The sequence below is a fragment of the Glutamicibacter sp. NPDC087583 genome, assembly GCF_044743685.1.
Lineage (GTDB): Bacteria > Actinomycetota > Actinomycetes > Actinomycetales > Micrococcaceae > Glutamicibacter.
On the sequence record NZ_JBIUWY010000003.1, the window covers coordinates 315,082 to 330,136 of the forward strand.

Sequence of the window (15,055 nt, forward strand, 5' to 3'; positions counted from 1 at the left end):
TGTATTCCGTGTGGGGCATATTTATGACCGAAGGATGATAAATGACGCGTGCTGCGACCGAGGCGACGGAGCCGGATCTGATTCAGATCCTGACTCCGGACGGCCAGCGTCAGTCCCATGGAACGTACGATGCGTATCTGGGTGACGTTGATGATGACATGCTTCGCGGCTTCTACCGCGACATGGCATTGACCCGTCGATTCGACCAAGAGGCCACAGCATTGCAGCGCCAGGGCCAGTTGTGCCTCTGGGTTCCGCTGCGCGGGCAGGAAGCGGCGCAGATCGGTTCCGGCCGTGCCACCCGCCGTAGCGACTACATCTTCCCCACCTACCGCGAGCACGGTGTGGCACTGACCCGCGATGTGTCCTTCTCCGAAATGCTGCGCCTGTTCCGCGGCATCTCCGGAGGCGGCTGGGATCCCCGGGAAAACAACTTCCACATGTACACCATGGTGCTTGCCGCGCAGATGCCGCATGCCGCCGGTTATGCAATGGCTTTGAACATGGAACAGCGCGGCTGGGATGAAGCCCGTCGCGCCAAGGAGGGCAACGCCGTAGTCGCCTACTTCGGCGATGGCTCCTCCACCGAGGGCGAAACCCATGAGTCCATGGTCTTCGCCAGCTCCTTCAACGCACCGGTGGTCTACTTCTGCCAGAACAACCAGTGGGCGATCTCCGTTCCTTTCGAGGTCCAGTCCAAGGTGCCGCTGGTCAACCGCGCCGCAGGCTACGGCATGCCGGGAGTGCGCGTGGATGGCAACGACGTGCTGGCCGTTCTGGCGGTCACTCGCTGGGCGCTGGAACACGCACGCAGCGGCAAGGGCCCGGTCCTCATCGAGGCCGTCACCTACCGCCTCGGCGCGCATACCACCGCCGATGATCCAACCAAATACCGCATGAGCGAAGAAGAGGCCCAGTGGGCCCCGAAGGACCCGCTGATCCGCCTGGAAACCTACCTGCGCGAGAACAACCTGGTTGACGACGCCTACTTCGAGCAGCTGGCCGCCGACGCTGATGCGATGGCTGCCAAGGTCCGCGAAGACGCCATGGCCTTCCCTGTCCCGCCGCTGGCCAAGTCCTTCGAGCAGGTCTACGCCGAAGCGCATCCACTGATCCAGGAAGAACTGGCCTGGCATCTGGAATACGAAGCAGGATTCGCCGATGCGGCTGAGGGAGAGCACTAAATGACCACCACAATGACCCTGGCCAAGGCCATTACCAGCGGCCTGGACAAGGTGCTGGAGTCCAATGGCAAGTCCCTGCTGATGGGCGAGGACATCGGGCGCCTCGGTGGCGTCTACCGCATCACCGACGGGCTGATCGACAAGTATGGCGAGCACCGCGTCATCGACTCGCCGCTGGGCGAGGCCGGCATCGTCGGCACCGCCGTGGGCATGGCCCTGCGCGGTTTCAGCCCGCTGGTGGAAATCCAGTTCGACGGCTTCGTCTTCCCTGCTTTCAGCCAGATCACCACCCAGTTGGCCAAGATGCACGCCCGCTCCGAGGGGCGTCTGACCACGCCTGTAGTCATCCGCATCCCTTACGGCGGCGGCATCGGCTCCATCGAGCACCACTCCGAATCCCCGGAGGCGCTGTTCGCCCACACCGCGGGCCTGCGCATCATCACCCCGTCCAACGCGCATGACGCCTACTGGATGATCCAGCAGGCAGCCAGCTGCCAGGACCCGGTGATCTTCTTCGAGCCCAAGCGCCGCTACTGGCTCAAGGGCGAGGTCGATACCGAAACCCCGGCGCTGGATGCCTTCAAGGCGCAGGTGGTCCGCCCGGGCACCGACGCGACCATCGTCGCCTACGGCCCGCTGGTGCCGATCGCCCTGGCTGCCGCTGATGCCGCGCTGGAAGATGGCCGGTCCATCGAGGTCATCGACCTGCGCTCGCTGTCGCCGATTGATTTCGACACCATTACCGAATCGGTGCAGAAGACCGGCCGGCTGATTGTCACCCACGAAGCGCCGACCTTCGGCGGCCTGGGCGGCGAAATCGCGGCCCGCATCACCGAGCGCGCCTTCCTCTCGCTGGAAGCCCCAGTGCTGCGCGTGGGCGGATTCCACATGCCTTACCCGATTTCCAAGGTGGAGTCCCAGTACCTGCCGGACATCGACAAGTTGCTTGAAGCCCTCGACCGGTCTTTCGCTTACTAAGCGGAATCCAAGGAGTAGTAATGACAGTCTTTAATCTCCCCGATGTGGGCGAAGGCCTGACCGAAGCGGATATCGCCTCCTGGAAGGTCAAGGTGGGCGACACCGTTGAGGTCAACCAGATTTTCGTGGAAATCGAAACCGCGAAGTCGCTGGTCGAGCTGCCCTGCCCCTTCGCCGGGGTGGTCACCGCATTGCACGCGGCCGAGGGCGATACCGTACTCGTGGACAACCCGCTGATCACCATCGATGAAGAAGGCAACGCGGCACCTCCAACCGGCGTGCCCGAAGCAGCCGAAGCCCTGAGCACCGCCGCACCGCAGGCCTCGGAGGAACCCGGCCCGCTAGTCGGATCGGGCCCCACCGCTGATGCCTCGGTGCGCCGGGCACGCACCACCCGCCCCGCTCCTTCGGCGGCCGGTGCGCGTACCGCAGCGGTGCGCGCCTCCGGATCCGCGTTGGCCGAGACCATCTCGCGCCGCGCGCAGTCCCTGGGCACCGCGGTGACCCGCGAAGTGGATCGCCGCAAGCCTGCGGTGGCGAGCTTCGTGGACCGCGTGCTGGCCAAGCCGCCGGTACGCCGGCTGGCCAAGGAGCTGGGCATCGACATCAACGATGTGGTGGGCACCGGCAACCAGGGCGAGATCACCCGCGAGGACGTCAACAGCTACCAGGCCCAGCGCGAAGCCGAGCACGCAGCGGCACCGACCTACTGGGCCCACGGCCAGCTGGCCGATGCCCGCGTGGAACGCACCCCGGTGCGCGGCGTGCGCAAAGCCACCGCCAAGGCCATGGTCGACTCGGCCTTCACCGCACCGCATGTCTCGATCTTCGTGGACGTGGATGCCAGCCGCACCATGGAATACGTGCAGCGCCTGAAGAAGTCCCGCGACTTCGAGGGCATCAAGGTCTCGCCGCTGCTGGTGCTAGCCCGTGCCGTAATCTGGGCGGCGGCCCGCAACCCTTCCGTGAACGCCAGCTGGGTGGAGACCGCAAACGGCGCCGAGATCCACCAGAAGCGCTTCATGAACCTGGGCATCGCCGCAGCCACCCCGCGTGGCCTGCTGGTGCCGAATATCAAGGACGCCCAGAACCTGAACATGAAGGAACTGGCCATCGCCCTGAATGATCTGGCCACCACCGCTCGTGCCGGCAAGACCCGTCCAGAGGACATGCGCGACGGCTCGCTGAGCATCACCAACATCGGTGCGCTGGGAATCGACACGGGTACCCCGATCATCAACCCGGGCGAAGTAGCCATCGTTGCATTCGGCACGATCCGCCAGAAGCCATGGGTCATCGACGGCGAAGTGGTCCCGCGCTGGATCACCACCCTGGGCGGCTCCTTCGACCACCGCGTGGTGGATGGCGACCTCTCGGCCCGCTTCATGGCCGACGTGGCGTCGATCCTTCAGGAACCGGCGATGCTGCTGGACTAGGCGACTGAGGCGGACACCCCAAGGAAAACTCCTGAAAAAGTTTTCCTTGGGGTGTCACAGTTTAAGCTCCGGATCCGACGTACTTTTGAAGGGCAGCACACTGCCCGGGAAACGACGAAGAAACTGGAGCAAAGCATGCGCATGAATTTGGGCAAGACCCACAAGAAGGGCTACGCCGCGGTACTGGGACTGGAAGCCTATGCCGGCCAATCGCTGCCCAAGGAACTATACGAACTGGTTAAGCTGCGCGCCTCGATCATCAACGGCTGCTCCTTCTGCACCGACATGCACTCCCATGACGCACTGGAGATGGGGATTTCCGCCGCGAAGCTCTTTGCCGTGGCCGCCTACAACGATTCGCCATTATTCAGCGATGCCGAACGTGCCGCACTGCGGTTGACCGACGCGGTCACCCGGCTGGACCCGCAGCACGGGGTGAGTGACGAGGTGTGGAACAGCGCCGCTGAAGAATTCAGCGAAGAAGAGGTGGGCAACCTGATCCTGGCCATCGCCACGATCAATGTCTGGAACCGCATCGCTATCACCACCCAGCTCGAACCCCCGGTGCGCTGATAGTGCCAGGACCCGCAGGTAGAATCAGGCGCGTGGAAGAACCAAGGGAATCTGCCGCACTCGGGCAGTGGAACTCGCAGCGGCGCCGGCTGACGGTCCTGGCCTACAACATGCTCGGAGCCTGGGCGCAGGCCGAAGACGTCGTCAGCGAAGTGGGCGAGAATCTGCTCAAGCTCGATCCAGCGGCCGCGCAGCAGGTGCGCAATTGGCCGGCGTACCTCACCACGCTGACCACGCGCCGGGCCATTGACGTCCTGCGCTCGGCGCAGCACCAGCGGACAGAGTATGCCGGTTCATGGCTACCCGAGCCGGTGGACCAGCAGGAGCTTCCAGAGGATGCAGCCGTCACCGCGTCGATGCTGCGCCTGGGCGTGCTCTTCCTGCTCGAAGAACTCTCGGCCCCATCCCGAGCAGCCTACGTTCTGCACCATGCGCTGGGGTATACCTCGGTGCGCATTGCCGAGGTTCTGGAGATCTCGCCTGCGGCGGCACGGCAGCTGCTGAGCCGGGCCAGCCGGAAACTCGGGCAGGCCCGGGCGCCAAGCAGGGAATCGGGTCAATTGTCAGCCCTGCTCTCGAAGATCGTTGAGGCCATCCGCGCGGCTGATGCCGGGGAACTGGTCAGCTTGCTGGCCGAGGACGCGGTGCTCTACTCCGATGGCGGCGGCAAGGTCAGGGCCGCGTTGAACCCGGTGATCGGAGCGCATCGCATCGCCCGCTTCCTGATGGGCGTGGAGCGGAAGAATCCCGGGCGAACCGTCTTCATGGGCCGAGTCAATGGGGAGCCTGCGTTGCTCTTCAGGCTGGCGGACCGGCAGGACGTGGTCGCGATCGAAGTGGCCGAGGGATCCATCCGAACGATCTTGCAGGTTTCGAATCCGGACAAGCTCTGGCAGGTGGGGAGCAGGTGGGATCCGCTGACCGGGTAGATGCGTGCTGTTCCACGTGAAGCCAGATTAGTCGAACCCCTGTTGATACAGTAGTTTCCATGACTCGTCCCCGCCGCCTCGGACCGCCGGTACCACGCAGGGCCCTGCTGGCAAGCATGCTCGCGGTCTGCCTCGGACTTGGCCTCGGCGCGGGCAGCATCCCGTCCTTGACAAGCGCGCAAGCCGCCCAATTAGAGGCGCCATCGCCGGCACCGGTCTACCCCTCGGCGACACCCGGCGGGGATTCCGAAGACGAAGGCACCGTCCGCATTCCTTCGGTGAGCTCCCAAGAGGGGAACTTCTATCTGGCGGTCACCGACGCGGCACTCGATGAGGTGGATTCGGAAAGCATCATGGACCAGGTCCGGCAGGCCGTGGGCGAACAAGATGCGAAGATCCTGCTCGGGGTGGACCAAGAACCCAACAACCTCAAGGGCGCCGGGCAGCTGGTGCGCGGGATGCTGATGTTCGGCGACAGCGACGCGCTGAGCGATGACTGGCTGGAGAACGGAAAGACCCTGGGCTATGTCGGGGAAGGCTGGATCGCCATCGGCGTGATGCTTCCCGAGAAAGCCGGGGATCCGGTGGAAATCGCCGTGGATCCCGGGCGCGACGTGCGCGAAACCGCACCGGGAAGCCAGCAGCGGATCCTGGAGGCAGGGCAGGGAGAGTTCGCCGCCGGGGATTACACCGCGGGGATCACCGCCGTCGCGCTGGCCACCACGCAGCAGCTGCAGGCACCGCCTGACCGGACACTGGCCAAGGTGATCGCCGTGGGCGCGCTCGCCGCGGCCATTGCATTCCTGCTCGCATGGGCCTGGCGTGCCAAGCGCCGCAAGGCCCGGCAGGCAGCCGCCGCCGATCGCAACAAGGAGGCCGAGCTGCTCGAATCACGGATCCAGCGAGCAAGCATTTACCTGGGCCGCCATCCGGTGCCCAATCCCGGCCTGCCGCAGGAGAGCCGCTTGGCGCAGGTGATGGCAGAACTTGAAAGGCAACGGGCCGGCTCCCAGCCAGGCGCCTTGCGCGCACTGGACACGGACCCGGATTCCCCGCAGCCACAGCAGGTCTCCGAAGCGCAGCTGGCCCAGCTGCGCGACCGCGAGCACGAGCTCTCGCTGCTGCGCGGCGCGGTGCAGCTGGCCCATGCCTTCACGGCACGGCCACGGGATTCGCGCGAGTCCTGGAACCGGATTTTCGAATACCACCGTGCACGGCTGGAGGACCTGGCGCTGTTCCTCGATCTTCCCGGTGCCGGGCAACTGGCTTGCGCGCAGGCCGCGCGCACCGTGATCATCACGCATACCGATGAGCTGCAGCTGCTGCACACCCGCCTGAGCCGCAGGAGTAGCGGCGCGGATACGGCCCCGGGGATCCTGGACAGGCTGTGGGAACTGCGCGACGAACTCGATGGCGTCTTGCACGATGCACTGGCCCAAGCCGGCCAGGCGAGGCTGAAGATTCCCCACGGCCTGGGCGAGTCGATGGAAAGCGCGCAGCGGAAAACCGATCCGATGGAGGACGATCCCATCGGGGTGCTCCGGAATTTCGCGCCAGGAAGCGGGACCCGCTGATGCCGGCCCGCTTGATGCACGATTCCACCGGGCGGCGGTTGCACCGCCCCTTCCATTGGACCGCCATCGCCGCCATCATCATGGCGCTGGTGACCACCGCGCTGGGCGTGCGCGCGGTGCTGGCCGTGCAGGCAGCCAACGTCCCGGACCCCTACGAGGTCCAGGTGGTGGTCCGCGGCGATAACGGCTTCAACATCACCCAGCAGACGGTGGACGCCGAGCTGGCCCGGCACCCGGTGCGTGCCACGGCCCCGCTGGAACTGGTCATCACCGACCGCTGGCTCACGGGTGATGAACTGCTGCGCGGGCAGGTGCCGGAAAACCAGATCATCGTCTCGACCAGGATGGAGAACAGGGATCCCGGGCTAAGCGACGCTGAACAGCGCTTCGCCGGGGTGGGCCTGGACCGCAGCCTTGCAGCATCCGACGACGCGCATACCGACCTGCGCTTCGACATCGAGCACGCCTTCACCAAGAACGTTTCGGTAGGCCATGGGCCCAAGGCGGCGGTGGCCGCCGCGCATACTGCCGCCGTGCTGCTGGACAATTCGCCCAGCAGCTCGGCGATCTTCTGGTTCGCGGCCGTGGGTGCGAGCGCCATGCTCACCGCCGCGTTCCTGGCCAGCGCCCTGCGCTACCGCTCGCGGTGGGCATCGCGCCACCGGCGGCTGGCCGCGGCGCAGCGCAAGCTGGCCCGCGTGCTCCTAGACCTCGAAGCACTGGAAGCCACCTACCAGGCCACCGAGCAATCGCGCCGTCCTGCCGGCTTCACCAAGGCGTGGCGGCAGCTCGAATCCCTGTCCCTGGATGCCGCCCGCCGCGAAGCGCCCTTGGTGCGCTCGCTGTTCACCCGGGCCGAATGCCTGGAACAGAGCACCGGGCAGCAGCTGGCGGCCTTCGAGGCCGACACGCGCAAGCTGACGGAACTGGCCGACTCGCTGATGGGCGCCGGCTCGGTGCATGCGCACCTGGCTGGCAACGGATCCACCTTCGACAAGCTCAGCAGCCCGATCAACGATGCGGCCACGGCGCTGCTGATCCGGCTGGACACCGCCCCGGGCACCATGGTGGCCGGCAAGGACCTGGCGGATTTCCGCAGTGCCCTCGGCGAACTGCTCAATGCCGCCCATGGCGATACCAGCCAGCGCACCGCCATCGAGCGCTGGGCCGAGGCCGAACGGCGGCTGGCGAAGCTCGCCGGGAAGATCGCTGCCCGGCTGCGCCGGTATCCGCGGGGCCTGCAGCAGCCGGTGCCCCAGATCGGCGCCCAGCACAATGAGCTGCGCTCCAGCCTGGGCTTGCCTCCGGTATCCAAGCAGGGTGCGCTGGCGCAGATCGCCACGGCGAACTCGCTGGCCCGCGGGATTCTCGGCGATACGCTTCAGGCCGATCAGGAGGCAGACGGCATGCCGCGCGAGCCCGGTGCTTGGCGGCGCGCGCTGGCCAAGTTCGCCGGCACCGTCGGCGCCGAGGGCGATGAACCGCCCAAGCTGCGCCGGGCGTGGACGGCCGGCCTGCTCTCTGCCTTGCTGCTGGGCAGCCTGATCGCCGCGGGGGTCATCGTGTCCTCGGTAGCCAGCGAGCCCGGGCGCACCTATGAGGGGTCCGGGCGGGGGATGGAACTTGACATCGATGACCAGGGAAAGCTGGTTGACGAAGCCGAGATCCGCCGGTACATGGAAGAGGACTTCGACACTCCGCAGCAGATCCTGGTTGCGGTGCGCGATGCCGAAGCTTACCTGGAACTCAAGCACTTCGACGGCTCGGAATACCGTGATTCGACGCCCGAGAGCGTGCGCACAGCGATCTTGCGGATCAAGGACGAATACTCCGATCGCGCGGATCCGGCCAACGGCGAGCTGCCCGAGGACCTGACGATCATCCCGCTGCTGATCACCGACGAGGGCAAGGGAATCGTCCCCGGGCTGATCTCGGGGGCAGTCATCAGCGGCACCGCCTCCTGGGGCACGACCGGCGGGTGGGAGCATGGAAGCATCTACGAGTCGAACTATCCGGCCATGGAAGCTGCCAGCGCGGCCGAAGACTTCGCCGTGGTGCTCAAGCAGGCCGGGTACGAGCAGCCGGACTACAGCACCTCGCTGCTGTACTGGATGCTCGTGTTCATGCTGTTCTTCACGGTGGTCAACGTGGTCCAGGTCCTCCAGTACCTGCTCGGGGCGACCTCGCAGCTGACCCGGTTCTCCCGCGGCGCGCGGTCCGTCCAGCATTCGCGCCGGCAGCTGGAGGAGCTGGCCATGGGCTTGGAGGATTCGCAGATCAATGCGGTGGCCGTGCTCGGCGCGATCGCGGCCCCGAATGCGGACGAGGCCGGGCAGCGATTGTTCGAGCGTGCCCTGATGATGGCGTGGCGCGAAGCCCAGGAGTTATCCTCGATGACCCTGGGCCAGCGCCTTGCCGCCGGCTATGCCCAGCGCACGGCGCATCTGGCCCGGCTGGTAGCGCTGCTGGGCGAACGCGATGCCGACGTGGCGCGGCGGGCCAAGGCGCTGGTGCTGGCCAGCCGCGGTGCCGGGGGAGATGCTCCAGCGCCAGTGGAACTGCCGGGGCAGAAATGACTCCGCCCCGGCAGTCCGGCACTGCGCGGTTCTAGCCCAGCAGCTCGGGCAGTTCCTGCGGCGCGTTGCCCAGCACCTTCTGGGAGAGGAACTCGGTGACTACCTGGTACCAGATCTTGGCGTGCTGCGGGGACAGCACCCAGTGGTTCTCATCCGGGAAGTACAGGAACTGGTGCTCGGTGCTGCCGTCTTCCTTCTGGGGCAGCCCCGAATCGGCTAGCAGCTCGTACCACAGGCGCAGGCCCTCGCCGATGGGCACCCGGTAGTCCTTGTCGCCGTGGATGACCAGCATCGGGGTGACGATGCTGCCCACCGAATGATGCGGCGAGTTCTGCTCGCGCATTTCGGGGCTCATCTCGCGGGTCCAGTAGAACGCGGCGTCGGTGGTCTTGCCGAAGCCTTCCAGCGCCCACAGGCTGGCATGGGTGACGATGGCCTTGAAGCGGTCGGTGTGCCCAGCCACCCAGTTGGCCATGTAGCCGCCGAAGGAGCCGCCCATGGCGGCGGTGCGGGTTTCATCGATGTCCGGCCGCGCCTCGGCGGCATCGGTGATGGCCAGCAGGTCCGTGTACGGTTCCTGGCCCCAGCGGCCCCAGCCGCGCTGGATGAACTCCTGGCCGTAGCCGGTGGACAGGGCCGGATCCGGCAGCAGCACGGCATAGCCCTGGGCCACCAGCAGCCATGGGCTCCAGCGCCAGCTCCAGGCATTCCACGAGCCCAGCGGCCCGCCGTGGATCCACAGCAGCAGCGGCGCCTTGTCGGCGGCAGAAGCGGTGGCGGGCAGGGCCAGCCAGGCGCGGATGCTCGACCCGTCTTCGGCGGTGGCTGACACCTCGGTGAGCGTTCCGGGCAGGGCCGGGCGGGAGACCGGGGAGCGCAGTTCGGTCAAGGCCGCGAATTCGCCCGGCTCCAGGTCCCCGGTGTGCGCCAGGTCGATGGCCACCGGTTCGGCCGGGTACAGGTAGCTGGAACGCAGCGCGTAGGCGGTACGCGAGTCGCTGCTGATGGCCAGATCGGTGTACGCGCCGTCATCGGTGAGCCGGGTGATCTTGTCGTTGTACAGGCTCAGATGGAAGACCGGGGCGTGGCCGTTGTCATCGGCGGTCAGCAGCAGCGAGCGCCCGTTGGGAACCCACTGCAGGTCATTGACCCAGCGGTCCCAGCCGGCGGCGATCCGGTGGGTGGCGCCGTCGGCCAGATCCATCAGCCACAACTCGAAGACCGGGGCGGTATCGGCGGTGGAACGCTCCCAGCGGGCGTAGGCCAGCTGGGTTGAATCCGGGCTGATCTTGCCCAGCGTATATTCGTACGTGTCGTCGGGGGCCAGCAGCATTTCGTGGGCGCCGGTGTGCAGGTCGATGCGCATCACTCCCGGGGCTGAGGAAGCCCGGCCTTCGGGAACCTGCCATTCGGTGACCAGGAAACTGCCATTGGAAGCAACGTCGTAGGAGGTATCCTCCAGATTCGCGCCGATGCCCGGGGTGAGGTCGGTGAGCTGGGTACTGGTGGCGTCCTGCAGGCCCGGCAGGGACCCGGTGTAGTAGTGCGGGGTGGACGGGCCCAGATCTTCGTCCCAGTAGCGGACCGGGTAGCCGGTGTGCAGGATCGCCGAGACCTTCTTGTCCTTGCGGCCGGTGCGCAGTGCCGCTTCGGCGTCCAGGTCCTTGGCGCGGGAGAAAGCCGAGGTGCGCAGCACGATGGTCTGCGGGGACTGCTGGCAGATCCGCAAGGACTGCACCCCGGCAGGGTGGGAAATCACCGAGCGGGCTTCGCCTCCTGCTACCGGCAGGATCCAGCCTTCGGCCTTGGCGTCTTCCTTCGACGAGCGCTTGGCCACGAAGAGCAGGTCGCCGTTGGCGGTGAACTGCGGTTGCGATTCGCCGTGCTCGCCGAACGTCAGCCTGCGTGCTGGTGCTTCGCCTTTGGGATCCAGCGACCAAAGGGCGCTGTCGTATTTCGTCCCGTCCTCGGAAAGCTCACTGAGGGTGGTGACGAGCTTGGTGCCGTCGGGGGAGAGCGCCAGGCCGCCGAGGCGGCCCAGGCCAATAAATGAATCTAAATTATGAAATGAATGCTTAGAGTGTTCCACTTCACATATCTTGCCACTGTTCGCGGCTGGGCACTACCGGAAATCGAAAATTACCTGGCATCGGCAACAAGATCGGGACAACTTGCAACCAAGGCGTGATGCCGCCGCTATTGGAAAAACCTGCAATTGAGTGGAGGATGAATTCAATGGGGGAGCTCGCGATGTCAGCTGCATGACCGGATCATGGATCAAGGAGTTGGAAAAGATGAACCGTGCCAGAACCCGTCTCGGCGCGCTCCCGATGATGTGCGCAGCAGCCCTGATGCTGGCTGCCTGCCAGGGAGTCCAGCCGGACTCGACACCCAGCCAGAACCCTGCGCCAAGCGGCGCATCGCCATCGGCAAGTGCCAGCTCGCCGGAGGCTTCGAGTCCCGAATCCAGCCCATCGCCAGGCGCCGAAAGCCCGGATGTGCCAAGCACGGCGGCGCCCGAGCTGAGCCAAGAGCATGAAGTGCATAGCGTCCAGTTCATGACCCCGGAGCAGTGGACCGCCACCGGGGATGACTGCGAGGGTGAATGCACCGAATGGGATGAATGGGAGATCAAGGACGCGCAGGGCAAGCATGTGCTCACGCTGATCCCCACCACGGCAACCTCGCCGGATGGGGACATGTCGCTGTACGAGCGGGAGCTACTGGACCGCGAAGAGCTGCCGGACCCCGGAGCTGGCACCGGCTTCCATCCCGCCAGCCTCATTGCCGAGTTCTGGGAATCGACCAGCCAGGAAGATGGCGAGAAGGATTCCGGGTTCGATATTGCCCTGGTCGATGACCAAGTGCTCGCCCAGCGCAATGAGAACCCGGATCTGAACTTCTTCAAGGTCGGCGAGCAGTCGCCGATGATGTGGGTCGAAGAGGACTATCTGGAAGACCACGGCGTCCCGGATGACCCGGTGAAGCAGCAGGCGCAGCAGTTCCTGGATACCCAGGAATACGCGTTGGTGCGCGAAATCCTGCTCAGCGTGCAGCCGGTCAAGGGCTAGGCCTGGTTAGACCGGGCGGATCCAAGGAAGGCAGTGGAAACCGTGGAACCACCGTGGTTACTGCTGCCTTTCCTGTTGCTCAAAAAGCCGGAGCCCGCGGAAATGGGCTGGACGCGGGTTCGGCAGTCCAAGTAAAGATGCGGGTCCCCAACGGTTTATGCATCAGGCGAAGCAAGTCTTGCAGTGCCACCTCTCTAAATCGCAGATGCAAGCTGGGTCCCTGCCGCAATATGCAAGGGCGGTTAGCGTTTGGCTGAGGTGTGTAACCAAAGGGCAAAAAGATGTCCATGTCACATTGCGTGGCCTGTAACATGCTACTGTGTGTAAGCACACAAAGTCATAACGTGAAAGGTGCACACATGGGCGTGCTGGCACTGGGCGTATTCATCGCCGTGACAGTCATAGTTAACGTCGTACTGAAACGGCGTATTTCAGAGGCGCTTGTACTAGCGCTGATAGCTTGTTCTCTGGTTGGCGGTGCGGATGCGCTGAAGTTGTTGAGTGCAGCCGTGATTGACGGCTTCCAATCCGATGTGACCTTCGCAGGCATGGCCTTTGTGTTCATGGGAGTGATCGTCTCGGCGACGGGCCTGATCGAGCGACTGATCCACATCCTGAACTCGATGTTCGGGCGGGTGCGTGGCGGATCGGCCTACGTGTCGACCTTGGGCTCGGCCGCAATCGGGCTGGTTGCAGGGTCGACGGCAGGCAATACGGCTACGGTTGGATCGGTGACCATTCCGTGGATGAAGGAAAACGGCTGGTCGGCCAATCGCGCGGCAACGCTGGTAGCAGGCAATTCCGGGCTGGGTGTCGCCCTGCCCCCAAATAGCACGATGTTCATCCTCTTGGCGATGCCGGCTGCTGCTGGCATTTCTGCTGGCGACGTATATGTTGCCCTGGCCATCGGCGGTGCTTATTGCGTGCTCTACCGCATGATCCTGGTGTTCACTTGGGCTCGTGTCGACGGCATTCCCGCAGCGAATCGGGATGGCATGGCGACGTTGGGGCAAGCGCTGCTCGAAGGATGGCGCTCGTTGCTGATCTTCCTCGGTATCGCGATACCTGTTGCGCTGACCTTCGGCCCGCTGTTTGAATTCCTATCCCGCCCGGAGCTGGTGGGCAAGGACTCGATGGGATCGATCTCGATAATTGTTTGGGTTCCGATTCTCATCTCTGCGATCGCTTTGATCGAGGGGCGAAAGCGGTTCTTCGCACCGGATTCGAAGTTCAAGGTGATCTTGAATCGTGAGCTGCCGCAGTTCGCCACCGTTGGCGTTTCACTGTTCGCGGCGCTGAGCGCTTCGAACATCATGGAGGCACTCGGCGTCGGCCCGCAACTTTCCGATTTCCTCGGTTCACTGGATATGCCAAAGGCAGCGATTGTCGCAATCGTCTGTGTCATGGCTGTCGTTGTAGCCACCCCGCTGTCCTCGACTGCAACTGCAGCGGCCGTGGGCGCTCCGGCCGTGATGGCGCTGACCAGCGTGGGCATCGATCCAGTGATCGCCGTGGTGACAGTGCTGCTGTGCACCTCGACCGAAGGTTCCTCTCCTCCGGTTGGCGCGCCGATCTACCTGGCCGCCGGCTTCGCCGAAACCAATCCGACCAAGATGTTCATGCCATTGCTGGGCTACTTCGTGCTGCCGATGATCGGCATTGCCTGGCTTGTCGGCATGGGCTGGCTGCCGATTCCGATTTCGTAGGAGAAAAACATGCGAATCATGAAAATTCTGTTTCTGTTCTTCTTGGCGCTGTTCATGATCGGCGGCACTGCGATCGTCGGCACGCAGCTGGCCGGAGTGCTGTCGCTGAATGGCGACATGGTCACCGGGGCCAAGCAGGTCTTGTACCCGTGGACCTTCAGCTTCGCGACAGCGTGTGCTCTGTGCGCCTTCGTGCTGCAGTACTCAAGGGAATACAAGGAAGAAGAGCAGGACTAGTAGCCAGCTGTCAGTTCTGTCCACAAGTTTTCAGGGTCAAGGTCCAAGCCTTGGCCCTGAACTGCTTGTGCGAGCAATAGCTTTCCGGTAGCGACCAGGTGCTGGCGCATGGCAAGCGCCGCCGCTGGGGCGTTGCCACTGGAGATCGCGGTGATAATCGGCTCATGCTCGGCCATGATGTCGCCCAGCGTACGCTGCTTGCCCGCTGTGGAAACGCCGAGCAGCCGCGTGGCGACACGAAGGCGGTTCACGATATTGCGCCCGCGGTTGGATTGCGCGACCTCGAGGATGAAGTCGTGCAGCTGCTGGTCCAAATCAAAGAACTCTTCGGTCAGATCGCCTGCGGCGCAACGAGCCAAGCCGGCAACGATCTCATCGAGCTGCGCTGCGATCTGCGGGGTGCAGGCCTGTGCAGCCCGGAATGCGGCGGGAACCTCCAAGGCCAGCCGAAGCGAGAAAATTTCTGCGACATCCTTGGGCTGGGTCGGGATGATGCGGAAACCGCGATTGCGCGCGAATTCCACCAATCCTGCTTCCTCGAGGCGCAACAGGCCGTCGCGCACCGGCGAACGGGAAATCTTCAGGCGGTCAGCCAGCTGGTACACGCTGTAGAGGGTGTCGGTCTTGAGTTCCCCAGAGATGACTGCTGAACGGACGTAATCCATCACCTGTTCGGTCAATGTGCGTCCATGCTGGGCGGGGACTTGGGGATCGGAGGTCATGAACTGATTCTCTCATTGAAACCTTCCGGAAAGATTTCACGTAATCGGGAAACTAGACAGCATGTAACA

The 15,055-nt window shown here is 64.6% G+C and carries 12 protein-coding genes; 10 read left to right on the plus strand and 2 right to left on the minus strand.

Going from position 1 to position 15,055, the window contains the following annotated elements; genetic code table 11:
- The first annotated feature begins 41 nt into the window (after window positions 1–41).
- The 7 genes from pdhA to ACIOU9_RS10625 all read left to right on the plus strand — a co-directional run bounded on the left by pdhA (window position 42) and on the right by ACIOU9_RS10625 (window position 9,250).
- A complete protein-coding gene (pdhA, locus tag ACIOU9_RS10595; protein WP_105656216.1) occupies window positions 42–1,184 on the plus strand; it encodes a pyruvate dehydrogenase (acetyl-transferring) E1 component subunit alpha in 1,143 nt (380 codons plus the stop codon).
- Window positions 1,185–2,162 carry an alpha-ketoacid dehydrogenase subunit beta gene (locus ACIOU9_RS10600; protein WP_133834092.1) on the plus strand — a complete coding sequence of 326 codons (978 nt, stop codon included), beginning with the start codon at window positions 1,185–1,187 and terminating at the stop codon, window positions 2,160–2,162.
- 20 nt (window positions 2,163–2,182) lie between these two features.
- Window positions 2,183–3,598, plus strand: a complete 1,416-nt coding sequence (locus ACIOU9_RS10605) for a dihydrolipoamide acetyltransferase family protein (protein ID WP_332489306.1) — start codon at window positions 2,183–2,185, stop codon at window positions 3,596–3,598.
- Between the two features lie 135 nt (window positions 3,599–3,733).
- Window positions 3,734–4,171 (plus strand): carboxymuconolactone decarboxylase family protein, encoded by a 438-nt coding sequence (locus ACIOU9_RS10610; RefSeq protein ID WP_332489305.1) that lies wholly within the window; start codon window positions 3,734–3,736, stop codon window positions 4,169–4,171.
- Window positions 4,172–4,203: 32 nt separating this feature from the next.
- Window positions 4,204–5,100 carry a sigma-70 family RNA polymerase sigma factor gene (locus tag ACIOU9_RS10615; protein WP_400341286.1) on the plus strand — a complete coding sequence of 299 codons (897 nt, stop codon included), beginning with the start codon at window positions 4,204–4,206 and terminating at the stop codon, window positions 5,098–5,100.
- 59 nt (window positions 5,101–5,159) lie between these two features.
- Window positions 5,160–6,674 carry a hypothetical protein gene (locus tag ACIOU9_RS10620; RefSeq protein WP_402696867.1) on the plus strand — a complete coding sequence of 505 codons (1,515 nt, stop codon included), beginning with the start codon at window positions 5,160–5,162 and terminating at the stop codon, window positions 6,672–6,674.
- A complete protein-coding gene (locus ACIOU9_RS10625) occupies window positions 6,674–9,250 on the plus strand; it encodes a hypothetical protein (protein WP_402696868.1) in 2,577 nt (858 codons plus the stop codon). Before ACIOU9_RS10620 ends, ACIOU9_RS10625 begins: the two co-directional genes overlap by 1 nt.
- Before the next feature lie 31 nt (window positions 9,251–9,281).
- On the opposite strand, the gene ACIOU9_RS10630 is transcribed toward ACIOU9_RS10625, so the two are convergent.
- Window positions 9,282–11,339 (minus strand): S9 family peptidase, encoded by a 2,058-nt coding sequence (locus ACIOU9_RS10630; protein WP_402696870.1) that lies wholly within the window; start codon window positions 11,337–11,339, stop codon window positions 9,282–9,284.
- Window positions 11,340–11,544: 205 nt separating this feature from the next.
- On the opposite strand from ACIOU9_RS10630, the gene ACIOU9_RS10635 reads away from it, so the two are divergent.
- From ACIOU9_RS10635 to ACIOU9_RS10645, 3 genes are all read left to right on the plus strand, one after another.
- A complete protein-coding gene (locus ACIOU9_RS10635; protein WP_146112213.1) occupies window positions 11,545–12,321 on the plus strand; it encodes a hypothetical protein in 777 nt (258 codons plus the stop codon).
- 344 nt (window positions 12,322–12,665) lie between these two features.
- On the plus strand, window positions 12,666–14,027 hold the full coding sequence (locus ACIOU9_RS10640; protein ID WP_286172205.1) for a TRAP transporter large permease subunit: 1,362 nt from the start codon (window positions 12,666–12,668) through the stop codon (window positions 14,025–14,027).
- An 18-nt stretch (window positions 14,028–14,045) separates the two neighbouring features.
- Window positions 14,046–14,264: a hypothetical protein gene (locus ACIOU9_RS10645; protein WP_208294261.1), complete on the plus strand. Its 219-nt coding sequence runs from the start codon at window positions 14,046–14,048 to the stop codon at window positions 14,262–14,264.
- Here the strand turns inward: ACIOU9_RS10645 and ACIOU9_RS10650 are convergent.
- Complete coding sequence (locus ACIOU9_RS10650) at window positions 14,261–14,986, minus strand: GntR family transcriptional regulator (protein WP_133834085.1); 726 nt, start codon at window positions 14,984–14,986, stop codon at window positions 14,261–14,263. The two genes, ACIOU9_RS10645 and ACIOU9_RS10650, sit on opposite strands and share 4 nt — an antisense overlap.
- Between the last annotated feature and the right edge of the window lie 69 nt (window positions 14,987–15,055).